Origin of the sequence: Mycobacterium parascrofulaceum ATCC BAA-614, from assembly GCF_000164135.1 — a bacterium.
Taxonomy (GTDB): Bacteria; Actinomycetota; Actinomycetes; order Mycobacteriales; family Mycobacteriaceae; genus Mycobacterium; species Mycobacterium parascrofulaceum.
Genome location: NZ_GG770555.1, coordinates 937,241 through 960,128, shown reverse-complemented (window position 1 = coordinate 960,128; position 22,888 = coordinate 937,241). Strand labels below are relative to the sequence as shown.

The window sequence follows — 22,888 nt, the reverse complement described above, 5'->3', positions numbered from 1 at the left end:
TTAGCACGGGATTACCCGTCATTCGAAGGTAAAGACCGAACAACGGCACCAATTGGCTCGGCGTCACGCTCACGACCAGATCGTTGTCAGCGACATCATCCCGTCCGGCGGTGGGCGCAGCGGTCACGATGACATCAGCCCCAGTTGCCCCTGATGCGCTTGCTAGGGCTGCGGCACGGTGGCGATCCGCGAGAGTGATTCCAGAGTCGTCGGAGTACCCAGAGCGGGCAGCTTCGTCAAGCTGTGCGTAAACGCTGAAGAAGTGCCCGGAGGTCGCCAAAGTACGTCTGCCGTCCTCGTAGCCGGAAACTCCGACCGTCGATGAGTCCATGAACTTCGGCGCCTCGGTAACCGTCGTGAATGTGAACTGGTACCAACGGCGACATCCGAGCGCCTGCATCCATCTCGTGGGCTCCGACTCGTCGTTCTGGACGAGAAGAAGCGGTTCGACTTCCTCATCCCGAGCAAGGATTCGCACCAGCTCCAGGGTGGGCTCACCCAAGGTCTGCACATCGACGGCGACGCGTAGCTTGCGTGTACTCGGTCGGAGTGGAAACAGTGGCCCAGCCTCACGTTGTGCGCTGGTTCGATCCGCAGGCGGTCGTACGTACCGCATGAAGCGGTGCAGGGGTGCATCATTGGGCACGTCGAGAGTCACAGCGTACTGATAGCACGTGACACCGACATGCTGATCTGTTTCTGCTTTCCCAAAAAACGCTCCCGTGCACAGCGCCAGTGGCTGGCCTGATCCGTTAGGCGTCCACTGTCCACCTGCCTGGAACTGGGTCGCCGGGGGCGATACTGGAGGTCCTGGTCACCCGCAAAGCGCATCTGTGGGAGGCGCGCTGTTACTGCCCATCGCGAGGTTGACCCACATTCTCGGTGCCTGAATCCCGTTCACGCCGTCAACACGAAGCCCAATCGGCATCAGCAAACACAGACACCCACTTCAAACCAGTTCAGACAGATTTTGAATCTGCGTAGCTAAGAAATTGTGTCCGAGGGGGGACTTGTCCGTCTACGACACGGGTCGTGGTCTGGCGATTGGGGCGCTGACCGCTTCGGTCAAGCACCGGTCCACCTTTTTCGCTCAATCGCGACGCCGAGGAGCTCGCCCATCGGGCGGCCAGCCGTCGGTACCGGACTCAAGCGGAATATTCAGAGATCGAAGCAGGATCGAAAAGAGCCGCCAATTGGCGATTGCTCCGACAAGTTCGACCAAAACCGCGTGATCGCTATTGAACGCCTTCTGGCACCCAGCCCAGTTTTCCTCGGAGATGACCCCGTCGCGTACCACATCATCGGTCGCTGCGAGGACCGCACGCTCGACTGGCCCGAGGCTTTCGGAATTCTGCCAGTCGCGCACCGCGAGGAGATCACGCTCAGGCACGCCGAGCAGTGTGGCGATTCGCCAATGTTGAGTCCATTCGTATTCGGAGCCAGTGATCCAGCCGATGCGCAAGATGACCAGCTCGCGTAGCCGCGCGTCAAGGGAACCGCGGAAGAGTAACGCGTCCAGCAGCCCATACAGCGCAACCGCCACACGCGGCTGATGAAGTGCCACGCGGAATACCGACAGCTCTGCCAACTCTTCGGGCAACCCACATTCGGCAGCTCGCAGCTGGGCCTGCTCACGGTCGAGCATCGGTACGCGTTCCGCCATGGTCACGGGTGGCCCTCTCTGTTGAACCTCTGCACCGCCGTTAGGGCGTGGGCAAAAAGACGTTGTGGAGCGCCCCACTTGATCGGGCACTTTCATCTGCAAGCGAAGTGAGCAGCTGTGCGAGCCCAGCGAATCCGGTTGATTCTCTGGTGATCCGGTCGAACGGCCAGCGGCCCATGGCGAGAATCTCGAGGGCTGCCCGGTAGGCGGGATACTCCACGCCGAGTGCGCCTACGACGTGTAATTCTTTATAGACCAACAAGTCTGGTTCAAACCGGGGCGCGCCGCCTCCTCCGCGGGTGCCGGCCACCACAATTGTGCCGCCGGGCCTGGCAAGGCCGACGGCATCGGCGAACGCGGAGGGTGCTTTGGCGGTGACGTCGACGACCACGTCGGCAAGCCGTCCGCCTGTCTCACGCTGAAGCGCGGTCGCTGCATCGTCCTGCGATACATCGATGGGCAGGTCGACACCGAATGATCTGGCGATGGCCAGTCGTTGTTCGTCGCGTGGGCCGACGCCGGTCATCGCGACGAACGCGGCTCCCGCCTCTTTGGCCGCCACCGCCGCACAGATTCCGCGGATGCCGGGCCCCAGGATCGCTACGACGTCCCCGGCCTTGGTGTCGGGAAGAGTCGCCCCCCATTGGATACCGGCCCCGAGAGGGTTGAACAACGTGGCGAGAACGGGGTCCATGTCTTCGGCAATCGGGAGCAGCATCGCGTCCCACGGAAGCTCCACATGGGTGGCGTATCCGCCCCATAAGCCCGCGCCGATCTCCACGTCGACGAACCCGAACATGGTGGCGATGCCGTTCACCGCGCACCGCCGGTATTCGCCGCGGCGGCACTCGGGGCAGTCTCGGCAGGACCGGAACACCTCAACGGCCACGCGCTGGCCGGCTTGTACACCCCAGCGTTGGCCGGCCGCAGCGCCGACATGTTCGACGATGCCGACGATTTCGTGCCCTGGAACGAATGAGAAGCCGGCAGGCAGGTGTCCGGTGAATTGTTCGTGATCTGTTCCGCACAGACCGCATGCTTCAACTCGCAGGATCGCACCCCGGTCGCCGACGTCGGGGATGATCATCTGGCGCCGCTGCAGACTCCGCGGTCCGGTCAGCACCATCGCCTCGGCGATCATGGAAGCTCGAATCCGGTGAACGACCCTGTGTTTCGGAGGCACACCGTTTTACCTACATACATTTCCCCGCCCATCGCCTCGGCAATCTGCGGATCGTCGCTGCGTGCGACGACTCTTCGCCCGTCGGACAGGTGCGCGATGATCGGAGTCCATCGAGGTTGCCCGTCTCGGTCGTAGACGACGGTGTATCCGTCCACTGTCGCGCAACCGGTCGCCTCGTCGACGCCTGCGACACCCAACCTCGATGAATCGATCTGAGCTTGCTCGACCGCCGTGTCGAGCAGTCGCCACCCGGTTGGTGGCGGGGTGGCCGACCACAGACCGACCGAATGCTTCGTCGAATACCACCCGAGGCCGGTGACGAGTCCGACATCGGTTGGGTCGCGTCTACACCGTCGGACCATCTCAACGATCGAGTGGCTGACGTAATTGTTTCCGGGACCGCCGTGATACGGCAGGCCTCCGGTTACTGTGAGGCCTCTGTCGTCGAGGGGGTCCAAGTCGAGAGCCTCGGCAGTCATCTCAATTGCCGACGGGAAGCAGGAGTAGAGATCGAACCACCGGATGTCGTCGATGGTCAACCGCCCCGCATTGAGAGCCTTCCGTGCCGCTACCTCGATACCCGATGAGCGACTGAGGTCCGGCCGTTCCACGGGGAAGTACACGTCGTTGCAAGTCGCTGCTGACCAGGGAAAGACCCAACGATCGCGCGCGACGCCCAATTCGTCCGCCACCTCGGCCGCCATGAGAATGAAGGCGGCAGCCATGTCGACGGACATGATGCTGTTGAGCAACTTGGGATAGGGCAAGCAGACCATGCGGTTTTCCGCGGTGACTTCGCTGAGTTCGGTGGCACTTCGTGCGCGTGGGAACCAGGCCTGTTCCGGATGGCGTGCCGCCTCGGCTGTGAACGGTGCCATCAGCGTGCCCAGCCACTCCCGTTGAGCATCGAAGTCGCGGCCGTGGCGCGCGGCGATCGCGGACTCGAAGATGGGATACACCTCGTGCGGCCAACTCAGACCCACCGACAATTCGGCTTGACTCAGCCCGGGGCGGGCGTCGCCCAGGGATTCGTCGCCGGAGCGGGGTGGGGGCGGCGAGTCGAGAAGTGCCCTGCCCTGAAGCTTGCGTGCGGAATGCCCGCTCTCCGCCCCGACGACCAGGACGACATCTGCACGGCCTTCGCGTATTTCGCCACCCAACACCTCGACGAGATACTGCGGGGTGTTTCCGCCGACGGGACAGCTGATGCGGCGGGCGGGACTGATGTGCATCGCTTCGGCGATCCTGCTGGCGGGATTGTCGCGCGGTATGACCAGGATGCCGGGAGTCGCGACGGTGTCGATGCGCCGCTCGACCGGGCGACCTGCGTCTTTGACCGCGCGGCGTGCGGCTTCTACCGCCAAGTCGATCGGGTCCACGAAGTCGTTCCCGCGATGGGTAACTTCGCCCACGCCGACGACAACCGGGGTACGCGCTTCTACCAACATCGGCATCGGCATCCGCTCAGGGCCACGGGGCTGACTTGAGACATAACTGCGATGGTGTCATGTGCGTGGGCAAGTCACAATGGTGTGCGCGCGCGGCATACTGGCTGTGTGTCGACGAGGTTGTTGAGATGGGGCGCCGCCGCGCCGACAGATCGTGGGTCCGCTCGCGACCGGTTGCTCGATGCTGCCGAGCGGTGCCTCGAGAGTTGCGGTGTGGTGGGCACGACTATGGAGGACATCGGCAGAACAGCGGGTGTGTCCAGGGCAACGGTGTATCGCTACTTCCCCAGTCGGGAGGCGGTGATGTCGGGCGTCATCATTCGCGCCGCCGAGCGCTATCTCGACCGCATCAGCCCGCGGATCGCGGCGCACGCCGACCTGGGCTCCGCGCTCGTCGACTTCGTGGAATACACGGTTGAGGCCGCGCGCCGCGAAGAGATCATCGGATTGTTGTTCGGCAGCGACGAGGAACTAGCCGGCGTGGGTCTCGCGGCGGGGACCTCGACGTCCCTCTTCGAAATCGTCACCGAATTTCTGCGTCCCATCTTCACCAGACACTGGAGTTGCGTGGAACCGGGCGTCTCCGTCGACGACGCCGCCGAGTGGGTTGTCCGCACGATACTGAGCCTGCTGACTGTTCGAGGGCCGCGGGAGCGCAGTCGTGACGGACTCCGGGCGTTTCTGTCGAGGTTTCTCCTTCCGGCGATCCTGGCGGGTGACCACGCTCGACCGATGTGACATCTATGGAGTAATGTCTCGACGGCAGATGAGGTAGGAGGGCCTGTGCAATTCACCACGTTCAACGAACAGGTCGCTGAGCAACTCAAGAGCGCAGCAGAAACCACGGGCGGGTTGGCCGGTTACCTCGGCTTCCGTCACACCGAATTCGCTGCGGGACGGCTCGTCGCGGAGATGGACGCACGCGACGACCTGAAGACGCCGTTCGGCAACCTGCATGGGGGCTGCTTATCGGCCATGGTCGACCACTGCCTCGGCGTGGTGTTTTATCCCGTGATTCCACTGGGATCTTGGGTCGCGACAACGGAGTTCAAACTGAATCTGCTTCGTCCGGTCTCCAGCGGCACCTGTGTAGCCACAGCTGAGATCATCGCGCTGGGCAGAACCAGCGGGGTGGCGCGGATCGACATCTGCAACGACGGCAGAGCGGTGTGTGCGGCCCAGGGAACCGTCACCGTCGTCGCACCGAAGACGAGCTCCTGATGTCGGCAAAGAGAACAGGCGATTCGTCGGCTCCTGTGGTCGAGCGCGTGCCCACGGCAGACGGGCTGGCGCTGGCCGTCGACCTCTACCACTGTGACGCACCGCGGGCGGTCGTGTTGCTCCTTCACGGCGGCGGTCAAAGCCGACACGCCTGGGACGTCACCGCCCAACGCCTGCACCAGCGGGGATACACGGTGGCCGCGTACGACACCAGGGGACACGGGGACAGCGACTGGGACCCCGACGGACGCTACGACATGGACCGGCTGGGGTCCGACCTATTGGCCGTGCGCTCATACGCCGATTCCGGCCGCCCCGTCGCCGCGATCGGCGCATCTCTGGGCGGGTTGACCATTCTCGGAACACACTTGCTCGCCCCGCCGGATCTATGGCAGGCCGTCGTGCTGGTTGACGTCACTCCGAGAATGGAGATGGACGGCGCCCGACGAGTCGTAGCGTTCATGTCGGCACACCCCGAAGGTTTCGACAGCCTAGAGTCGGCCGCTGACGTGATCGCCGCCTACAACCCGCACCGCCCTCGCCCCGAAAACCTCGACGGGCTCCGAAAAGTCCTCGCCCGTCGCGAAGACGGTCGCTGGTCCTGGCGATGGGATCCAGCCTTCGTGACGTCGAATTTCCAGTTCCTGCAGGGTGATCCAGACGAGGGCGCTGAGTACTTCGAGATGATGAGCGCCTTCCTTCTCGATGGTGCGCGGCAGGTGTCCGCGCCAACGCTGCTGGTCCGGGGCCTACTATCTGACATCGTCTCCGAAGAGACAGTAAGGCATTTCCTGACCGTCGTTCCGCACGCGCAAACCGTTGACGTGTCGGGCGCGGGACACATGATTGCCGGCGACAACAACGACGCATTCTCGACGGCGGTCGTCGAATTCCTCGACAGGACCATATGAACCCTGCTGTCGGTTGACTGCCCATGTAGGGCTGGCGCCTATCCTGCTCCTATGCCAACTGAACCAGTGCGGGTGTCTTTCCGCCGGCATGTGCGCGAAAAGGTTTTGAGGGCGACACGAGAACTCGCCATCGAGAAGGGCTGGGATCAGGTCCGGATGAGCGAGGTTGCCGAATCGGTCGGCGTCTCCCGCCCGACGTTGTACAAAGAGTTCGGCGACAAACAGGGGCTCGGCGACGCGCTTGTGGTGTCGGAGGGCCAGCGCTTTATGGAAGGCATTCTTGCCGTCCTTGCCGAACACGTGGGCGACGTGCGGGGCGGCATCACCGCAGCGGTGCAATTCACCCTCTGTGAAGCAGAAGACAGCCCGCTCCTCAAGGCAGTTCTGACGTCCAACGCTTCGGGGAATGATCGCGGTGGCTCGTCGTCTACTGGAGTCCTACCTCTTCTGCCGACGTCGGCTTCCCTGCTTCAGCTCTGCTCCGCGGCTCTGATCACGTGGTTTAACGACCACTTCGACGATCTCGATCCCGAAGACGTTGAGGAGGTCGCAGATGTTCTGGTGCGACTGACAGTGAGTCATGTTGTACTCCCCGCCGCGGACATCGCCACCACCGGTGAGCGGATCTCCCGCGTAGCACTCAGGTACCTGGGAGTTGTCCACAGTTTGTAGCCAGCAAGCTCTCGTGTCAGATCGAGCCGGCGAGGAGCTCTGAGCGGTCAACTCGGAGCTGCTGGCTGATGGCCCGCTTACTGGACATGAAATCGCGAGGACGATTGACGCAGTCGGCGGCGATGAGTTCGCCCTCGCGGAAGTAGAAGCAGCTGAAGTCACGGTCACGCGACGGGTCACCACTGAGCAACAGTTCGTCGTATCCGGCGTTGAGACCGGCAATCTGGAGTTTGAGATCGTACTGGTCGGACCAGAACCACGGAAGCGCAGCGATTGCGCTGTGTTTTCCGCAGATTGTCGCCGCAGCGATCTTGGCCTGCTCGCCGGCGCTCGATACGGATTCCAAACGAATACGCGAGCCGTATCGAGCCATGGTGTGGCTCGTGCAGTCGCCGGCGGCCACGATGTCGGGGTCGCTGGTGCGGGCCTGGTCGTCGATCACGATGCCGTTGTCGACGGATAATCCTGCGGCCGAGGCGAGCTCGGTGTTCGGCACCACACCGACGCCGACGATGACCAAGTCGGCGGGGATCGATTCGCCGTCAGCCAGCACGACCTCCTGCACCCCACCGTTACCGGAGAAGGCTTCGACGAGGGCGTGTGTTCGGATCTCCACTCCCTCGCCGCGGTGGATTCGCGTGTAAAACGCGGAAACCTCCGGCGCGGTGACCCTTTCGAGTACACGCTCGGTTGCCTCGAGGACGGTGACGTTCATGCCGAGCGAACACAGCGAGGCCGCCGTTTCCAACCCGATGTAACCGCCGCCCACGATCACAACCCTCCGACCCGGTGTGGCGGCGGCACGGATCAACTCGACGTCTGCAGCGGTACGCAGGTAGTGAATTCCGGGAAGATCCACCCCTGGTGTGGGGAGTCGTCTGGCCCTTGCGCCGGTGCACAACGCGAGCTTGGTGTACGTCAGCGTGTCGCCGGTGCTCAGAGACACACGCTTGGCACTCCGGTGGATCGCCTCCACGGTCGCATTCAAGAGTCGAATGTGCTGCTTTTCGTAGAAATCAGCGCCGCGAATCAGGAGGTCGTCGAGGCCGTTCTTGCCGGCCAGGTATCCCTTCGACAACGGAGGCCGGTGGTAGGGCAGTCCCCCCTCGTCGCCGATGAGCACGACCTCCCCAGACCACCCCTCCCTTCGAAGATTAGCTGCCAACTGCGCGCCGGCGTGGCTCGCGCCGACGATCACCGCTCGTTCGGGAGTCATGCACTCGGCCTGGGAGTGAGGCGAACCATCAGCTTGCTGATACCCCTGACGAAATTCGATTGCACATACTCGGGTTCGCCGACCACCTCGATGTTCTCAAAGCGAGGGAGCAATTCCTCCCACAGGATTCGAAGCTGCAACTCAGCAAGTCGGTTTCCCATGCACCTGTGCACGCCGAACCCGAACGAGATGTGATTGCGGGCGTTGCTCCTATCGATGATCAACTCATCGGCCCGCTCGAAGACACGCTCATCGCGGTTACCAGAGGCGTACCACATCACGACCTTGTCGCCCTTGCGGATGAATTGCCCGTTCAACATGATGTCTTTTTTCGCGACTCGGCGCATGTACGCCAACGGGGTCTGCCAGCGAATGATCTCGGACACCATGTTGGGAATCAGGTCAGGGTTCGCCTTCAACTTCTCGAACTGATCGGGGAACTGGTTCAAGGCGAGAACCCCTCCGCTCATCGAGTTGCGAGTCGTGTCGTTTCCCCCGACGATCAGCAATACCAAATTGCCGAGGAATTCCATCGGGCGGTCGATGAGATCCTTAGTGTCCTCGTTGGCCTGCAGCATCGTGATCAGATCGAAGCCCGGTCGCTCCCCGTTGGCGGTACGGGCCGCCTTGTCATGCCAGAGAGCGCTGAGCCCCTTCGCCATGTCGACCATGCCACGAAACACTCTGTCGTTGTCGGAAGGACCGCCATTGGCTTGCTCCATGGAGGTGGCGAGGTCCGACCATTCCACGAGCTTGTGCCGCTGCTCGTACGGGAAGTCCAGCAGGGTCGCGAGCATGCGCGCTGTCAGTTCGATGGAGACGTGGTGCACCCAATTGAACGGCTGATCCACCGGTAGATCGTCCAGCACTTCCTGGACACGCGAGCGGATCAGCCCCTCCATCTCGCGCAGGTTCTTCGGCGCGACAACCCCTTGGACGGAAGCGCGCTGCAAGTCGTGTTGTGGCGGATCCATCGCGATGAACATGGCGATGTCCATAAAACGAGGCGGTCTCCCGATGATGATGAACGGCTCTGCGGAGAAAGCCTCGTGGTTCTTGTCGACGGCGATGATGTCCGCGTGGCGGGTCACCGACCAGAACGGGCCGAACGGACTGCGAGCCTGGTAATGCACCGGCGCCTCGTTGCGCACGCGTTCGAAGTAGGACTTCCAGCGGCCTTGGCGGTAGAGGAACGGGTTGCTGAGATCGATGTCGGCGATATCGACGTCCTCGACCGGAGGAATGGGCGTCTCGGTGAAGATCTTCTTACCATTGGTTCCGGTTACCCACCGACGTGTCTTGTCGTAGAGGTGTGCGCCGCGGATTTGCAGCTCCAGAGGCACGGCAGACTGGGCTTTGGCGGCCACTGCCGCGGGAATACTCATTATTGTTTCCTCCAAATCCATGACGTTGTTTCAGAGCTGGAACTCAGGTAGCTCGACCGTCAAGCCATCCCATGCCTCGGAGGCGGCCATCTGGCAGGACAGCCTCGACGTCCGCTGACGCTCGGGGTTCATCGCGAGCATCTCCTCTTCGTTGGCGCCGCAGAGTCCCACCGTGTCCGACCACTCGGGAGCGACGATCACGTGGCATGTTCCGCATGCGGCTTCCCCTCCGCAATCGCCGTCGATGCCGGGCACCGCGTTATTGACCGCAATCTGCATCAAGGACTGCCCTTCGGCCAAGGGGGCTTCGTACTTCTCGCCGTCATGAGAGACGAAGGTGACGACTGCCATGATTAACTCTCCTCAATCTGGAACTTCTCTTTTTAGTGTTGTCGCGCGTGACCAGCGTCGCTAGACTCGCAGGAGTCAAAGAGTTGTGTTTTTAGCTCACGCGCAGGGAGGCACGTGAAACTCGACGACTCGGGTATGCCAGCGCTGGCTTTCCTGCAGATGCTGGACAGTGAGGCGCTGGGGCATGACGCCAGCATTGCGCTGCGCAGCATCATGGTTCGCGAGCACGTCACCGAGTCGATGTTGGTGGGCCGCGACGCGCAGGTCCCCTTACGGTGGTTCAGGGAGATATATTCCGATTTCGATTGTGATCAGGGAACCCGTCTGGGTTTCGCGTTCGCTGAACACGCCAAACTGACGTCCTTTGGGGCACTCAGTGTTCCCTTGGTCAGCGCGGGCTCGGTAGCCGAGGTTGTCGAGTTGCTTGCTTATCTGCCGGTGATCACCACAGCCCTCAGCCCGTCGTTCCATTCGACGGAACGCGGCCTCACGATCGGGCTCACCGGTCGCACCGGTGACGCGGGCCTGAACTGCCTGGCCGTCACCTACGGTGGGCTGGCGCTGTTGCGTCTGCTCGACATGCTCGCGGGTGCCGTACCGAATATTGAACTGCATCTGAGTCATTCAGCGCCGGAGTCGTGGGTTCTTCATGACGAAGTGTTGGCGGGTCGGATCTTCTTCGACGCCCCCAGCTCGTTCGTCCACGTTCCCGCGGCTACGCTGGAGGAGGTCTGTCGATTCTCCGATCCTGTGGCGTACCGGATTGCCGTCACCGATTTGCAGCGAACTCTCGATCAACGACGTGACACGTCGGTCTCCGAAAAAGTAAGGGACCTGCTCGAGAAAGATCCCGGAAAAACGAACATCAGCCGGACGGCGGGCGAGCTCTCGATATCCCCGAGCACGTTGAAGCGGCGCCTGCGCGAAGAGGGGACCACCTTTCGAGAATTACGTCAGTCGTTCTTGCAGGAGCGAGCAATTCTGCGAATTCTCGACAGATCGGTGTCTGTAAGCGAGATCGCGGCAGAACTCGGGTACGCGGACCTCACGAACTTCACACATGCGTTCAAACGGTGGACCGGTCGGTCACCGCGCCACTTCAGAAAAACGCGCGACTGAGCGCGCAAAGTTCCGCCCGGGCGCGTGCCGGGCGTCCACCGGAACCAGCGGGCTTCGCGATCGGCCTCATCTGTCACCTGGACATCGTCGAGAAACGACACGATCGGCGCGGGTTTCGGTCATCGCAGCACCCTCTTGGGAAGAGGCGCAACGACATCCAGAGAATCCATACCGCGCTGGCGGCGGGTGCGGGCCGGGGGTGACGCGGACCCCCTAGTCACGCTATGCTAACCGTCGTTCACGTCGGGACCGGCGTTGAACGCGTGGTCGGAAGGAGTCCGGATGCCACACGACCAGCCGGCCATCATCGGTGCCGCCGAAGTCGCTCCAGGAAGAAACGTTCCGTACACCTCCACTGAATTGCATGTGCGCGCCGCGGTCGCGGCTCTCGCCGACGCAGGGGTGGTCCCAGACGAGGTCGACGGTCTCGTGTGCGCCGGGCCGATGACGAACGAGGGTTCGATCTTCCTGTCCGAGGACCTCATGGACTATCTCGGGCTGCACAACCTGAAACTTCAGATGACCTGTCAGCTTGGCGGCGGGACCCATCTGGCCATGACGCGCATGGCGAGTAACGTCATCGCCCGGGGCGAGGCCGAGACGGTGCTGGTCGTGTCGGCGGGCAAGTTTCCACCGATCCGCGATGGCGGGCGCGAACTGATGGCGCTGGTGTGTGACCACGCGTTCGAGATGCCCTACGGACCCTCCGTGCCGGCGCTGTACGGTTTGATCGCGCAGGCCTGGATGCACGAGACGGGACAGGGCAAGGCGGACATCGCCGAGGTCACCGCGTCGCAGGACCGGTGGGCCGCGCTGAATCCCGCGGCGATCGCGCACCGCTCACAACGCCTGACTGTGGAGGACGTGCTGGCGTCCCGCCCGATCGCCGGGCCGTTCCACTTCTACCACTGCTCGATTCCCTGCGAGGGCGGTGGCGCGCTCGTGCTGGGCTCGGCCCGCCGGGCTCGCGCGGGCAAACACCGGCCGGTACACCTGCTCGGGTTTGGAGAGGGTCACACCCACGGTTTTCTGACCTCGCTGGCCCGCCCGGGTCGTACCGGGGCCGCCCGTTCGGGTCCGATGGCCTTCGAGCGCTCCGGACGGGCGCCGGCCGACATCGACATCGCCTTGCTCTACGACGCCTTCGCCTCAAACCCGGCGATGATCCTGGAGGAGGCGGGCTTCGTGAAGCCCGGCGGGGCAGGCGATTTCTACCGTGACGGCCGCGCCGATCCGGGGGGCGACCTTCCGGTGAACACCGACGGCGGCCTGATCCGGTTCGGGCACACCGGGACCTCCTCTGGCATTTCGCAGATCCTCGAGGGTTATTGGCAGTTGTCCCGGTCGCGCCGAGGGCCGTCAGGTCTTCGGGGCGGACACCGCGTTCGTGCACAGCTACGGCTCGATGCTGTGCAGTCACGTCAGCATGGTGATGGAGGGAGCGTCATGACCGCAGCTTCGAGTTCCCTCGACGGTCTGCACGATCCTGAGGCGCTGCCGCCGCTGACCGATGTCAACCGTCCCTACTTCGCAGCAGCGGCCCGCGGCGTACTCGTCTTCCAGCGGTGCGCGAACGGCCACCCGTTCCTCTACCCGCGGCTGGTGTGTCCCGTCTGCCATGACGGTGAGTTGGCCTGGGAGACCGCGGCGGGTACTGGTGAGATCGTCAGTTTCGCGCCGGTGTACCGCCCCCCGTGGGACTCGTTCCCGCGCAGCGAGCCGTACGTCGTCGTGCTCGTTCGTCTGGACGAGGGGCCGCAGTTGTTGGCCAGTCTCGAGGGCGTGGCCCCCGATGAAGTTGCGATCGGCGCAAGAGTGCGCGCAGTGTTCGAGCGGGTGAACGAGGACCTTGGGCTGGTCCGATTCAGGCCGGCGGCGTCGTGAGCACGTACGGGGTCTCGGTGCTCGGCGCGGACTTGGCCACCCTTGTCGAGACCGCCGAGGCTACCGACCTCGCCGGCTTCGACGCCGCCTGGGCCTCGGAGTTCTACTCGCGCTCCGGCTCGATCTCGATGGCCGCGATGGCCGCGCGCACAAAGCGCTGCCGCATCGGGTCGTCGATCCTGTATGGCGTCGGGCGCAGCCCGCTCGTGCTCGCCACCGAGGCGCGTGACCTCGACGAGCTTTCAGGCGGGCGCGTCGTGCTCGGGCTCGGCAACGGCACACGCCGCATGATGAGCGACTGGCACGGCGTGGAGGACACCTCCGCTCCCGCTCTGCGCATGGAGGAGCTGGTCCCGCTCGTGCGTCGGATCTGGAACCTGCACGAGGGCCCCGTGCGCCATGAGGGTCGCTTCTATCGGATGAATCTCGTCCCGACCGGCGACGTCGCGCCGCCGCAGCGGGCCATCCCGATCATCACCGCGGGCGTGCGTCCGCGGATGTGCGAGGTGGCAGGGCGCGTCGCCGACGGGTTGGCCGGTCATCCGCTATTCACCACGACCTACGTCGAGGAGGTCGCCCGCCCAGCCGTCGTGCGCGGTGCGGAGCGGGCCGGACGCGATCCCGCCGACATTGAGATCGTCTCGATGGTCATCTGCGCGGTGCACGACGACCCACAGATCGCACGCCGTGAGGCCGCGCAGCAGATCGCGTTCTACTCCTCGGTGAAGACCTACGAACACGTTCTCGATGTGAGCGGCTTCGCCAGGCAGGGGGCGGCGATTCGCGACGCGTTCGCGCGGCGTGACCTGCCGGCCATGTTCGCAGCCGTCACCGACGACATGATCGACGCGATGGCGGTGGCCGGCACCGCCGCCGAGGTCCGAGAAGGGCTGCGCCGCTACGAGGGCGTGCTGGACCACATCGTTCTCTACTCACCCTCGATCGGCCTCGCGCCCGAGCGCATCGCCGAGAACCTAGGCAGCCTCATTCGCGATTGTGCACCGGCCTTCGCCGGCGGGAAAGGTGACCAGAGTGGCTGACGCATCGCTCATCGGGACGCAACTCGGGAGCACCACATTTCCCGTCGACCGGTCCAAAGTGCGCGAGTTCGCGCTGTCCCTCGACGACCACGACCCGATCTACCAGGACGCCGCAGCGGCCCGCGCCGCCGGCTTCGGCGCGATCCCCGCTCCGCCGACCTTCGTCGTCTCCTCGGCTCACTGGCGCGCCGACGACGACATGTTCGGCGCCCTCGGGCTCGACCTGCGACGCGTACTGCACGGTGAGTGCGGCTGGGAGTATTTCGCGCCGGTGGTCGTCGGCGACGAGCTCACCGAGACGCGTCGGGTGTCGAACGTGACCAGCCGCGAGGGCAAGCGCGGCGGCACCATGACAATCGTGACGATCGAGACCGACTTCACCAACCAGCGCGACGAACTCGTCGTGCGCCAGACCGACGTCTTGATCGAAACCGGAGGCTCCACCCAATGACGACATCCCCCGCGCCGGTGGCGTTGGCCGCCGGCGACGAGATGCCGAGCTCACAGTTCGGCCCGCTGACGCGCTCGCACATCGTCCGCTACGCCGGGTCCGGCGGCGACTTCAACCCGATCCACCATGACGAGGAGTTCGCCCGCGCGGCCGGCATGCCCGGTGTGTTCGGTATGGGACTGCTGCACGGCGGTGTGCTCGCCCAGCGGCTGACCGCCTGGGTGGGGCTGGCCAACATCCGCTCGTTCCGCATCCGGTTCACCGGTCAGGTATGGCCCGGTGACCTGCTCAGCTTCGGCGGCAGGGTCACCGGCGTGCGCGAGGCCGGAGGGCAGCAGGTGGCAGACCTCGAACTCGTGGTCACGCGCCAGTCCGGCGAACCCGCGATAAAGGGGAGCGCCGTCGTGCAGGTGGCCCGGTGAGCGCGCCAACGAGCGACGTCACCGGCCTCGGGATGACATTCGGGACCTTCGACGAAGGCCGGGCGTGGGTCGGTCATCGCTCCGAACCGCGGCGTGCGTGGTTCCCGATCGACCGCTCGATGGTGTTGTACTACTGCTCGCTCGTCGAGGACGCGAACCCCCGTTACTGGGAGGGTGAGGACTGCCCGCCCGGGCTGCTGATGAGCCTCGGCTTCGCGCCGCAGTGGGTGCCCGGGTACCTAGCGCGTGCCGACATGATGTTCGCGCTCAGCGTCCCGTTGCCGGGCCACCACATCATCAACGCCTCGACGACGACGGAGTTCGAACGCCGGCCCCGGGTAGGCGATCACGTGTCGATCGTGGAGGAGATCGCCTCGATCTCCGAGCCGAAGACGACGCGGGTGGGCACCGGCGTGTTCATCACCACGGTGAGTACGTTCTCCGACCAGCACGGTGAGGTCATCGGCCGCAACACCAACGTGCTCTTCCGATACGACACCGCCGATAGTGAAGGCGCATCATGAACGGATCCACCGAGCACAGCATGGTCCGCTTCCCCGTGCGGTTCGAGGACATCGCCGTCGGCGACACCCTGACGCCCGTCTCGATCGAGATCAGCTACAAGCGCATCTGCATGAACGCGGCTTCGACATGGGACTGGTTCCCCGGTCACCACGACCCCGACTACGCGCGCAGCCAGGGCCAGCGCACAATCTACCTGTCAACCCTCTTCTTCCATGGCTTCATCGACCGCGGCCTCAACGAATGGGCCGGACCCGACGCGCTCATCCGGCGCCGCAGAATCTCAATGATCCGGTCGATCTACCCGGGCCAGACCGCGACCCTGAGCGGCAAGGTCGTGGCCAAACGCGACGATGGCGGACGGCGCCTCGTCGACCTCGAGTTGCTCGTCTCGAGCGAAGATGGTCCGTGCGTGCCGAGTGAAGCCACCGTTGAGCTGGCCGACCCGTTTGTCGAGGTGCCGGGGTGAACTGCCACTCACATGCGAGACGACGGTGAGGGACGGAGGCTCGGTGGCCGAGCAACCGATTCGCTACGAGGTCGTCGACAGCGTGGCCTGGCTGACGATCAACCGGCCCGAGGCGCGCAACGCGCTGAACAACGCTGTGCGCACGGGGCTTATCGACGCGGTACTCCGCTTCAATGACGACGACGCGGCGAAGGTGCTCGTCCTCACCGGCGTGGGCGATAAGGCGTTCTGCGCCGGCGGGGACTTGAAGGAGATGGCGCAGAACGCGCTCAAGGTGCCCCCGAAGGACTTCGCTCCGCAGTTCGGCCGCAACATCGATGTCGCGAAGCCGACGATCGCGGCCGTCAACGGTGTCGCGTTCGCCGGGGGCTTCCTGCTCGCGCAGCAGTGCGACCTGGTCGTGGCCGCCGAACACGCGACCTTCGCCGTCAGCGAGGTCAAGGTCGGCCGCGGTTCGCCGTGGGCGACACCCCTGTCGTGGCTGGTGCCCCCGCGCGTTGCCATGCAAATCCTGCTGACCGGCGACCCGATCACCGCCGCGCGCGCCCACCAGGTCGGCTTGGTCAATGAGGTGGTGCCGGCCGATCAGTTACGCGAGCGTACCCAGCAGTTGGCGCTCAGCATCGCCGCGAACGCACCGCTGTCCGTGCTCGCGTCCAAGCGCACCGTGTACCTCTCGGCGCAGCACCACCTCGCCGCCGCGTACGACCTGGCCGACGAGATATGGGAGCCGGTCTATCTGAGCGACGACGCGCAGGAAGGCCCGGCGGCGTTCCGCGAGAAGCGCGCGCCGCAGTGGAAGGGACACTGACATGGCGGTGAGCATGCAGTCGGTTATCACCGACATCGAAGCGGAGACGGCAGCCCTACGCGGATTGGTCGCGCCGCTGACCGAAGGTCCGCGCGGCTGGGACGCGCCGACTCCGGCCGTGGGCTGGACGATCCGCGACCAGATCAGCCATCTGGCGTTCTTCGACGACGTCGCGGTGCGCTCGGCCACCGACCCCGACGGGTTCAGCAGCGACTACCTGCCGATGATGGCCGACGGAGCCATCTCACCCGACGTCATCGCCGAGCGCTACCGTCAAATGCCGGCTGCCGACCTGCTCGCGTGGTTCGACACGTCGCGTGCCGCCCTCGTTGCGGCGTTCGCGGACATTGACCCGGCGACCCGCCTGCCGTGGTTCGGGCCGCCGATGAGCGCGGTCTCGTCGCTGACAGCGCGACTCATGGAGACCTGGGCGCACGGCCAGGACGTCGTCGACGCGCTCGGCGCGACCCGCGAGGCCACGGCACGGCTGCGTCACGTGGCCCACATCGGGGTGGGTGCACGCGCGTTCAGCTACCTGGCCAACGGTCTGGACCTGCCCGCGGACCCGGTACGCGTTGAGCTGACCGCTCCGGACGGCAGCGTCTGGACGTGGGGGCCAGCCGACGCGGCCAACCGCGTGAGCGGGCCGGCGCTCGACTTTTGCCTGTTGGTCACCCAACGCCGCCACCGCGACGACACCGCTTTGGTCGCCGACGGCCCGCTGGCCGACCAGTGGCTCGCGATCGCCCAGGCCTTCGCGGGGCCCCCTGGCGGCGGGCGCGTGGCGGGCCAGTTTGCAGGGCGTCAGCGGTGAGCGTCCCGGTCCGCATCGGCAACTGCTCCGGCTTTTACGGCGACCGCATCGCCGCAGCCCGCGAGATGGTCGAGGGCGGACCGATCGACGTCCTGTGCGGTGACTATCTGGCCGAGCTGACCATGCTCATCCTGGCCAAGGCCCAGGCCAAAGACCCGTCCGGCGGGTACGCGCGGACTTTCCTCACCCAAATGGAACAGGTGCTGGGCACCTGTCTCGATCATGGCATCAAGGTCGTCGCGAACGCGGGCGGGCTGAATCCCGCCGGCTTGGCCGCCGCGTTGCGCGAGCTGTCCGCCCGTCTCGGCCTCACCGCGCGCGTCGCTCACGTCGAGGGCGACGACCTACGTGGCGACCTCCACGCAATCACGCCGCCCGTCGGCGACATCAAACCGGTATCGGCCAACGCGTACCTCGGCGCCTGGGGCATCACCGAGGCGCTGCGTTCGGGCGCCGACGTCGTCGTGACCGGCCGGGTCACCGACGCATCCCTGGTCGTCGGTCCAGCCGCCTGGTGGCACGCCTGGGCACCCGCCGACTGGGATCGGCTCGCGGGCGCGGTCGTCGCCGGGCACGTGATCGAGTGCGGCCCTCAGGCGACGGGCGGCAACTACGCGTTCCTGGACGAGATCACGGACCGCCGCTACCCGGGGTTTCCGATCGCCGAGGTCGCCGAGGACGGCTCTTCGGTGATCACGAAGCATCCCGGCACCGGGGGACTGGTCTCAGTCGGCACGGTCACCGCCCAGCTGCTCTACGAGACCGCTGAACCTGCCTACCTCGGCCCCGACGTCGTCGCCCACTTCGACACCATCCGGCTGGCTCAACAGGGTGAGCACCGCGTCGCGATCAGCGGTACGAAAGGCAGTCCGCCGCCGGACACGTTGAAGGTGGCGTTGAATGAGGTGGGCGGCTTCCGTAACACAATGACCATGGTGCTCACCGGCCTCGACATCGGGGCCAAGGCGGCTTTCGCCGAACAGCAGCTCTTCGACGTTCTCGGCGGACGCGACGCCTTCGACGAAGTCGACGTGAGGCTGTTGCGTTTCGACGTCTCCGACGCACCGACGAACGAGCAAGCCTGCGCGCACCTGCGTGTGACGGTGAAGGACGCCGACCCGCGCAAGGTGGGCCGAGCCTTCTCCGGGGGGGGGGGTCATGGAGATCGCCCTGGCTGGTTTCGCCGGCTTCCACACCACCACGCCACCGTCCTCGGAGACCGCCTTCGGCGTCTACCGGCCGGCCTACGTAGCGCGGTCGGCCCTCACGCACGTACTCGTCGACGCCGACGGCACACGGCACGAGATCCCCGACCCGCCGACCGGTGCCGTCCCGCCGGCTAGGATCGCCGCGCTCGCGAAGCTGCCAGTGCCGTCCGGGCCGACACGTCGCGCGCCGCTCGGGTCGGTACTCGGCGCGCGGTCCGGAGACAAGGGCGGCAACGCTAACCTCGGCCTGTGGGCACGGGATGACCCTGGGTACGCGTGGGCGCGTGACTACCTCAGCGTCGAGCGGCTGCGCACTCTGCTCGGGCCGGAGACGGCGCACCTGCCCATGGAGCGCTTCGAACTGCCGAACCTGCGCGCCCTCAACGTGGTGGTGCACGGCTTGCTCGGTGACGGGGTGGCCTCCTCGACCCGGCTGGACGCACAGGCCAAGGGGCTCGGGGAATACGTGCGGTCCCGCATGGTGGACATTCCCCAGTCGCTGCTCGACACACACTAAATCCGGTGCGGGGCGCCGTCTACCTGCTGTGTAACCGCGCGGCTGAACAGCGCCGCAACGGCCGCGGCGGCCAGCATCGCCTCAATCGTCGCGTCGTCCAGCGACGCCGGCATGTACGCGGACGCGTTGAGCAATGACAGCACGGCGGCGACCAGGCCCTGTGCGCGCTCACGGTCCAGATCGCCCCGTGCTCGTACGAGTGCCTCGACCCAAAAGGACTCGTAGCTGTGCTGTCGGCGTCGCAGGGCACGGGTCGCCAGCGGCGACAGCGAGCGGTGCTCGCGGGCGTAGACGGCCAACAGGCCGCGTCGTCGCGCGCCGAAGGCCGCGTGCAGGTCGACAAGGGCGTGCAGGACCTCCGTCGGTGTGCCGGCCGTGGTGGCGCGCCGGGCGCCGGCCAGCAGCTCAGTCATGGCGGCGTCGCATAACTCGCGAAGGATCGCGTCCTTGTTCTGAAAGTGCCGGTAGACGGCCGGCCCGCTCACCCCTGCTGCGGCACCGATGTCGTCGATGCCCACGGCGTGAAAGCCTTGCCGCGCGAACAGGTCGGCGGCGGCCTCGAGGAGCAGTTTGCGGCGCAAACCGGCCACTTTCAGGCCTCCTGTCGATTTGTGGTTACGTTGTTCGCCGTCCGATCCGCTGGGCTGGGATCCTACCGACGCTGGGGTTGCCTGCGTCGGCACCCGCCGCACCGAATCGAGGGAGGTGAACGAAACCGCTAGCCCCCGCCGATGCTGTCGATCCTTTTCTCAGTTCATGATTTAGGGGCCCTGCTCCGAACCCGCGATGTGCAGCGGCACGACTCAGCGCAAAACGACTCCGCCCTCGATGCCCGTGAACTGCGCGCGCAGCTCGGTCTTGAGCAGCTTGCCGGTGGCGTTGCGCGGCAGTTCGGCGACGAAGTGCACGTCACGCGGACACTTGAAGTGTGCCAGCCGCTCCCGGCACCACGCCACGATCTCCTCGGCGCTCGGCGCCTGCGTCGCCGGGTCGGCAACCACGACCGCGACGACGCGTTCGCCCCACTTCGCGTCCTTACCGCCGATCACGGCGGCGTCGAACACCGCCGGGTGGCGGAAGAGGACCTGCTCGACCTCGATCGGGTAGACGTTCTCGCCGCCGGAGATGATCATGTCCTTCTTGCGGTCGACGAGGGTGATGAAGCCCTCCGCGTCCATGCGCCCGAGATCGCCCGTGTGGAACCAGCCCCCGCGCAACGCCTCGGCGCTCGAATCGGCCTTCATCCAGTAGCCGGTGAACACATTCGGACCGCGCACGATCAGTTCGCCCACGGTGTCGGTCGCGACGTCGCGGTCGTCGTCGTCGACGATGCGGGCGTCGACATGCATCGCGACGCGGCCGATCGACCCGGCCCGCGTGCTGATGTTCTCGGCGTCGAGGACGGTCACCAGGGGAGCGGTCTCGGTCATGCCGAAGCCCTCGGTGAAGGGCACGCCTCGCTCGCGCATGAAGTCGATGACCGTGAGGGGGACGGGCGACCCGCCGCCCATGGCGAAACGCAGCGCAGACAGGTTGAAGGAGTCGAAGTCGGACACCTGTGTGAGAGCGGTCCACATGGCCGGCACCATGAACTGAACCGTGACGTGGTGGTCGGCCATCGCCTGCAGCGTAGCTCGCGGCTCGAAGGACGGCATGATGACGCTGGTGCCGCCGACGTAGAGCAGCGGCAGGGTGTGTACTCCCAGCCCGCCGATGTGGAACAACGGCGCCACCGCGACGGTGACGTCCTCGCCCCGCAGGCCGATGTCGGTGCCGAGGACGTTGATCGCGTTCCATAGCAGGTTGTCGTGGGTGAGGATCGCGCCCTTGGGTCGGCCCGTCGTCCCCGACGTGTACATGATGAACGCGGGGTCGCTGCCGTCGACGTCACCGTTGAGCGGTTCGGGCGCGGCGCCCGAGACGACGTCTTCGTAGCCGAGCTCGCCCGGCGCCGGCGCCCCACCGGCGCGTACGACATGGCGCACGCGGACTCCGGACTCGGTGACGGCGCTCTTGGCCTGCGCGGCGAACGGCTCGTGGAAGACCAGAACATCGGCGCCTGAGTCGGCCAGGATGTAGCCGATCTCGGGTCCGGCAAGGCGCACGTTGAGCGGAACTGCAAGTGCGCCGATTTTGGCGCAGCCCAGCAGCACCTGGATGAACTCGGTCGAATTGACCAGCAGCATCGCGACCCGATCGCCCTTGCGCACGCCGAGGGCGATGAGTGCGGCGGCGACCTGGTTGGTGCGCCGATCGAGGTCGGCGTAGGTGATGTGCGCGCCGTTGCTGATCAACGCGGTGCGCCCGCCGTTGAGGAAGGCGCGCCGGGTCACCCACTGACCGATGCCGAGTTGCATGCGATTCCCTTTCCGTCCGCGGCGACTCAGTAGGACGCGGGCAGTTTCAGGCTGTGCTGCGCCACGAAGTTGAGGATCATTTCGCGGCTGATCGGCGCGGTGCGCATGAGCCGGGCCGGACCCCACAACGTGGCGAGGCCGTACTCGGTGGCCATGCCGTTGCCGCCGTGGGTCTGAATCGCCTGGTCGAGCGCCAGGATGCCCGCCTCGGCTGCGGCATATTTCGCCATGTTCGACGCCTCACCCGACCCCGGATCGCCGGCGTCGTGCAGGGCGGCGGCACGCTGGGTCATCAACCGGGCCAGCTCGACCTGGATCTTGGCGTGGGCGAGGGGGTGCGATACGCCCTGGTGCGAGCCGATCGGCGCTCCCCACACGTGGCGGTTGCGGGCGTAATCGGCGGCTTTATCCAGCGCGTAACGGCCGATGCCGTTGCCGAGCGCTGCCCCCATGATTCGCTCCGGGTTCAGGCCCATGAAGACCTGGCGCAGGCCCTCGTTCTCCGTGCCGATAAGGTTGGCGGCCGGCACGCGGACGTCATCGAAGAATAGAGTGAACTGCTTCTCTGGAGTGACCGCCTGGACCGGGATGAGTGACTTGGTGAGCCCGGGGACATCGGTGGGCACGACGAGCAGGCTGAGTAGTCCGCGACCACTGTCGTTGGTAGACGTTCGGGTGACGACCAGGATCGCTTCGGCTTCGTCGACACCGGAGATGTAGTACTTGGTGCCGTTGATGACCCAGTCGTCGCCGTCGCGTTTCGCGGTCGTGGAGATGTTGTGCGAGTTCGAGCCCGCGTCCGGCTCGGTGATTGCGAATGCCATGATCGTCTCGCCGCTGGCGATGCCCGGCAGCCACTGCTGCTTGAGTTCCTCACTGCCGAATGCCTGGATGATCGTGCCGCAGATGGTTGGCGAGACGACGGTCATCAGCAGCGGGCAGCCCGCCGCGGCGAGCTCCTCACCGACGATCTGCATGTCGTAGATGCCGCCGCCGCCGCCGCCGTACTGCTCGGAAAGGTTCACCCCGAGGAAGCCCTGTTTGCCCACGGCCTGCCACAGCTCGGTGCTCTTCGCGCCGGCCAGCGATTTTTCCAGGTAGTACTCGTGTCCGAAGTCCTTGGCGATCTCGGCGACCGCCTTGCGCAGGTCCTGACGTTCCTCTGTCTCGTGCAATTCCATGACACTCCTCACATCGGTATCGACGCGCCACCGATCGGGAGCG

At 65.4% G+C, this 22,888-nt stretch carries 22 protein-coding genes and 3 pseudogenes; 15 read left to right on the top strand and 10 right to left on the bottom strand.

Translation table 11 applies throughout. The annotated features are described in order from the left end of the window. The 4 genes and pseudogenes from HMPREF0591_RS33180 to HMPREF0591_RS19925 all read right to left on the bottom strand — a co-directional run. A pseudogene (locus HMPREF0591_RS33180) lies at nt 1-511 on the bottom strand (hypothetical protein); the annotation flags it as partial. Nucleotides 512-1,090: 579 nt separating this feature from the next. Further along, the gene (locus HMPREF0591_RS19935) at nt 1,091-1,669 is read right to left on the bottom strand and encodes a carboxymuconolactone decarboxylase family protein (RefSeq protein WP_005086626.1); all 579 of its coding nucleotides are present in this window, start codon (nt 1,667-1,669) and stop codon (nt 1,091-1,093) included. A 34-nt stretch (nt 1,670-1,703) separates the two neighbouring features. Beyond that, nucleotides 1,704-2,804: a zinc-dependent alcohol dehydrogenase gene (locus HMPREF0591_RS19930; RefSeq protein ID WP_005086624.1), complete on the bottom strand. Its 1,101-nt coding sequence runs from the start codon at nt 2,802-2,804 to the stop codon at nt 1,704-1,706. After that, nucleotides 2,801-4,294: an acetyl-CoA acetyltransferase gene (locus HMPREF0591_RS19925; protein WP_005110545.1), complete on the bottom strand. Its 1,494-nt coding sequence runs from the start codon at nt 4,292-4,294 to the stop codon at nt 2,801-2,803. The genes HMPREF0591_RS19930 and HMPREF0591_RS19925 overlap by 4 nt, the downstream gene beginning before the upstream one ends. Before the next feature lie 84 nt (nt 4,295-4,378). On the opposite strand from HMPREF0591_RS19925, the gene HMPREF0591_RS19920 reads away from it, so the two are divergent. The 4 genes from HMPREF0591_RS19920 (at nt 4,379) to HMPREF0591_RS19905 (ending at nt 7,098) form a co-directional block, all read left to right on the top strand. Further along, complete coding sequence (locus HMPREF0591_RS19920) at nt 4,379-5,032, top strand: TetR/AcrR family transcriptional regulator (protein WP_369816234.1); 654 nt, start codon at nt 4,379-4,381, stop codon at nt 5,030-5,032. A gap of 45 nt (nt 5,033-5,077) precedes the next feature. Continuing rightward, nucleotides 5,078-5,515, top strand: a complete 438-nt coding sequence (locus tag HMPREF0591_RS19915) for a PaaI family thioesterase (RefSeq protein WP_005086620.1) — start codon at nt 5,078-5,080, stop codon at nt 5,513-5,515. Continuing rightward, a complete protein-coding gene (locus tag HMPREF0591_RS19910) occupies nt 5,515-6,426 on the top strand; it encodes an alpha/beta fold hydrolase (protein WP_005086619.1) in 912 nt (303 codons plus the stop codon). The genes HMPREF0591_RS19915 and HMPREF0591_RS19910 overlap by 1 nt, the downstream gene beginning before the upstream one ends. A 90-nt stretch (nt 6,427-6,516) precedes the next feature. Next, nucleotides 6,517-7,098 carry a TetR/AcrR family transcriptional regulator gene (locus HMPREF0591_RS19905; protein ID WP_005116470.1) on the top strand — a complete coding sequence of 194 codons (582 nt, stop codon included), beginning with the start codon at nt 6,517-6,519 and terminating at the stop codon, nt 7,096-7,098. Between the two features lie 16 nt (nt 7,099-7,114). Here HMPREF0591_RS19905 and HMPREF0591_RS19900 read toward each other — a convergent pair whose 3' ends face one another. The 3 genes from HMPREF0591_RS19900 to HMPREF0591_RS19890 are packed head-to-tail and all read right to left on the bottom strand — an operon-like array spanning nt 7,115 to nt 10,050. Continuing rightward, nucleotides 7,115-8,314 carry an NAD(P)/FAD-dependent oxidoreductase gene (locus HMPREF0591_RS19900; protein WP_005086617.1) on the bottom strand — a complete coding sequence of 400 codons (1,200 nt, stop codon included), beginning with the start codon at nt 8,312-8,314 and terminating at the stop codon, nt 7,115-7,117. Then, complete coding sequence (locus tag HMPREF0591_RS19895) at nt 8,311-9,699, bottom strand: cytochrome P450 (protein ID WP_005086616.1); 1,389 nt, start codon at nt 9,697-9,699, stop codon at nt 8,311-8,313. Before HMPREF0591_RS19895 ends, HMPREF0591_RS19900 begins: the two co-directional genes overlap by 4 nt. Before the next feature lie 30 nt (nt 9,700-9,729). Further along, entirely contained in the window at nt 9,730-10,050 is a 321-nt protein-coding gene (locus HMPREF0591_RS19890) for a 2Fe-2S iron-sulfur cluster-binding protein (RefSeq protein ID WP_005086615.1), read from the bottom strand. A 114-nt stretch (nt 10,051-10,164) separates the two neighbouring features. Here HMPREF0591_RS19890 and HMPREF0591_RS19885 point away from each other — a divergent pair, with 114 nt between their 5' ends. The 11 genes and pseudogenes from HMPREF0591_RS19885 to HMPREF0591_RS19835 all read left to right on the top strand — a co-directional run bounded on the left by HMPREF0591_RS19885 (nt 10,165) and on the right by HMPREF0591_RS19835 (nt 19,307). Continuing rightward, nucleotides 10,165-11,169: a helix-turn-helix domain-containing protein gene (locus HMPREF0591_RS19885; RefSeq protein ID WP_005086614.1), complete on the top strand. Its 1,005-nt coding sequence runs from the start codon at nt 10,165-10,167 to the stop codon at nt 11,167-11,169. A 282-nt stretch (nt 11,170-11,451) separates the two neighbouring features. Next, nucleotides 11,452-12,619: pseudogene (locus tag HMPREF0591_RS34570) on the top strand (thiolase family protein). Then, nucleotides 12,616-13,053: a Zn-ribbon domain-containing OB-fold protein gene (locus tag HMPREF0591_RS19875; RefSeq protein ID WP_005061010.1), complete on the top strand. Its 438-nt coding sequence runs from the start codon at nt 12,616-12,618 to the stop codon at nt 13,051-13,053. The pseudogene HMPREF0591_RS34570 and the gene HMPREF0591_RS19875 overlap by 4 nt, the downstream one beginning before the upstream one ends. Beyond that, nucleotides 13,050-14,093 (top strand): LLM class flavin-dependent oxidoreductase, encoded by a 1,044-nt coding sequence (locus tag HMPREF0591_RS19870; RefSeq protein WP_005086613.1) that lies wholly within the window; start codon nt 13,050-13,052, stop codon nt 14,091-14,093. Before HMPREF0591_RS19875 ends, HMPREF0591_RS19870 begins: the two co-directional genes overlap by 4 nt. Then, nucleotides 14,086-14,544, top strand: a complete 459-nt coding sequence (locus tag HMPREF0591_RS19865) for an FAS1-like dehydratase domain-containing protein (RefSeq protein ID WP_005086612.1) — start codon at nt 14,086-14,088, stop codon at nt 14,542-14,544. Before HMPREF0591_RS19870 ends, HMPREF0591_RS19865 begins: the two co-directional genes overlap by 8 nt. Continuing rightward, nucleotides 14,541-14,966 (top strand): dihydroxy-acid dehydratase, encoded by a 426-nt coding sequence (locus HMPREF0591_RS19860; protein WP_005086611.1) that lies wholly within the window; start codon nt 14,541-14,543, stop codon nt 14,964-14,966. The genes HMPREF0591_RS19865 and HMPREF0591_RS19860 overlap by 4 nt, the downstream gene beginning before the upstream one ends. A gap of 32 nt (nt 14,967-14,998) precedes the next feature. Next, nucleotides 14,999-15,490 carry an FAS1-like dehydratase domain-containing protein gene (locus HMPREF0591_RS19855; protein ID WP_005115562.1) on the top strand — a complete coding sequence of 164 codons (492 nt, stop codon included), beginning with the start codon at nt 14,999-15,001 and terminating at the stop codon, nt 15,488-15,490. Further along, nucleotides 15,487-15,957 (top strand): hotdog family protein, encoded by a 471-nt coding sequence (locus HMPREF0591_RS19850; RefSeq protein ID WP_005086609.1) that lies wholly within the window; start codon nt 15,487-15,489, stop codon nt 15,955-15,957. The genes HMPREF0591_RS19855 and HMPREF0591_RS19850 overlap by 4 nt, the downstream gene beginning before the upstream one ends. Nucleotides 15,958-16,000: 43 nt before the next feature. Further along, nucleotides 16,001-16,768 carry an enoyl-CoA hydratase/isomerase family protein gene (locus HMPREF0591_RS19845; protein WP_005086608.1) on the top strand — a complete coding sequence of 256 codons (768 nt, stop codon included), beginning with the start codon at nt 16,001-16,003 and terminating at the stop codon, nt 16,766-16,768. 1 nt (nt 16,769) lies between these two features. Beyond that, entirely contained in the window at nt 16,770-17,582 is an 813-nt protein-coding gene (locus HMPREF0591_RS19840; RefSeq protein WP_005116473.1) for a TIGR03084 family metal-binding protein, read from the top strand. Continuing rightward, nucleotides 17,579-19,307 (top strand): annotated as a pseudogene (locus HMPREF0591_RS19835) (acyclic terpene utilization AtuA family protein). The gene HMPREF0591_RS19840 and the pseudogene HMPREF0591_RS19835 overlap by 4 nt, the downstream one beginning before the upstream one ends. On the opposite strand, the gene HMPREF0591_RS19830 reads toward HMPREF0591_RS19835, so the two are convergent. The 3 genes from HMPREF0591_RS19830 to HMPREF0591_RS19820 form a co-directional block, all read right to left on the bottom strand. Then, a complete protein-coding gene (locus tag HMPREF0591_RS19830) occupies nt 19,304-19,897 on the bottom strand; it encodes a TetR/AcrR family transcriptional regulator (protein WP_005086604.1) in 594 nt (197 codons plus the stop codon). The pseudogene HMPREF0591_RS19835 and the gene HMPREF0591_RS19830 overlap by 4 nt on opposite strands. Nucleotides 19,898-20,110: 213 nt before the next feature. Beyond that, complete coding sequence (locus HMPREF0591_RS19825) at nt 20,111-21,664, bottom strand: acyl-CoA synthetase (RefSeq protein WP_005086603.1); 1,554 nt, start codon at nt 21,662-21,664, stop codon at nt 20,111-20,113. Between the two features lie 26 nt (nt 21,665-21,690). Next, nucleotides 21,691-22,845: an acyl-CoA dehydrogenase family protein gene (locus HMPREF0591_RS19820; protein ID WP_005086601.1), complete on the bottom strand. Its 1,155-nt coding sequence runs from the start codon at nt 22,843-22,845 to the stop codon at nt 21,691-21,693. Nucleotides 22,846-22,888: the final 43 nt, after the last annotated feature.

Excerpts from the sequence above, each read along its gene's own strand:
- HMPREF0591_RS19930 (WP_005086624.1), bottom strand. The coding sequence starts at position 2,804 with ATGATCGCCGAGGCGATGGTGCTGACCGGACCGCGGAGTCTGCAGCGG.
- HMPREF0591_RS19925 (WP_005110545.1), bottom strand. The coding sequence starts at position 4,294 with ATGTTGGTAGAAGCGCGTACCCCGGTTGTCGTCGGCGTGGGCGAAGTT.
- HMPREF0591_RS19910 (WP_005086619.1), top strand. The coding sequence starts at position 5,515 with ATGTCGGCAAAGAGAACAGGCGATTCGTCGGCTCCTGTGGTCGAGCGC.
- HMPREF0591_RS19900 (WP_005086617.1), bottom strand. The coding sequence starts at position 8,314 with ATGACTCCCGAACGAGCGGTGATCGTCGGCGCGAGCCACGCCGGCGCG.
- HMPREF0591_RS19895 (WP_005086616.1), bottom strand. The coding sequence starts at position 9,699 with ATGAGTATTCCCGCGGCAGTGGCCGCCAAAGCCCAGTCTGCCGTGCCT.
- HMPREF0591_RS19890 (WP_005086615.1), bottom strand. The coding sequence starts at position 10,050 with ATGGCAGTCGTCACCTTCGTCTCTCATGACGGCGAGAAGTACGAAGCC.
- HMPREF0591_RS19875 (WP_005061010.1), top strand. The coding sequence starts at position 12,616 with ATGACCGCAGCTTCGAGTTCCCTCGACGGTCTGCACGATCCTGAGGCG.
- HMPREF0591_RS19860 (WP_005086611.1), top strand. The coding sequence starts at position 14,541 with ATGACGACATCCCCCGCGCCGGTGGCGTTGGCCGCCGGCGACGAGATG.
- HMPREF0591_RS19855 (WP_005115562.1), top strand. The coding sequence starts at position 14,999 with ATGACATTCGGGACCTTCGACGAAGGCCGGGCGTGGGTCGGTCATCGC.
- HMPREF0591_RS19850 (WP_005086609.1), top strand. The coding sequence starts at position 15,487 with ATGAACGGATCCACCGAGCACAGCATGGTCCGCTTCCCCGTGCGGTTC.
- HMPREF0591_RS19840 (WP_005116473.1), top strand. The coding sequence starts at position 16,770 with ATGGCGGTGAGCATGCAGTCGGTTATCACCGACATCGAAGCGGAGACG.
- HMPREF0591_RS19825 (WP_005086603.1), bottom strand. The coding sequence starts at position 21,664 with ATGCAACTCGGCATCGGTCAGTGGGTGACCCGGCGCGCCTTCCTCAAC.
- HMPREF0591_RS19820 (WP_005086601.1), bottom strand. The coding sequence starts at position 22,845 with ATGGAATTGCACGAGACAGAGGAACGTCAGGACCTGCGCAAGGCGGTC.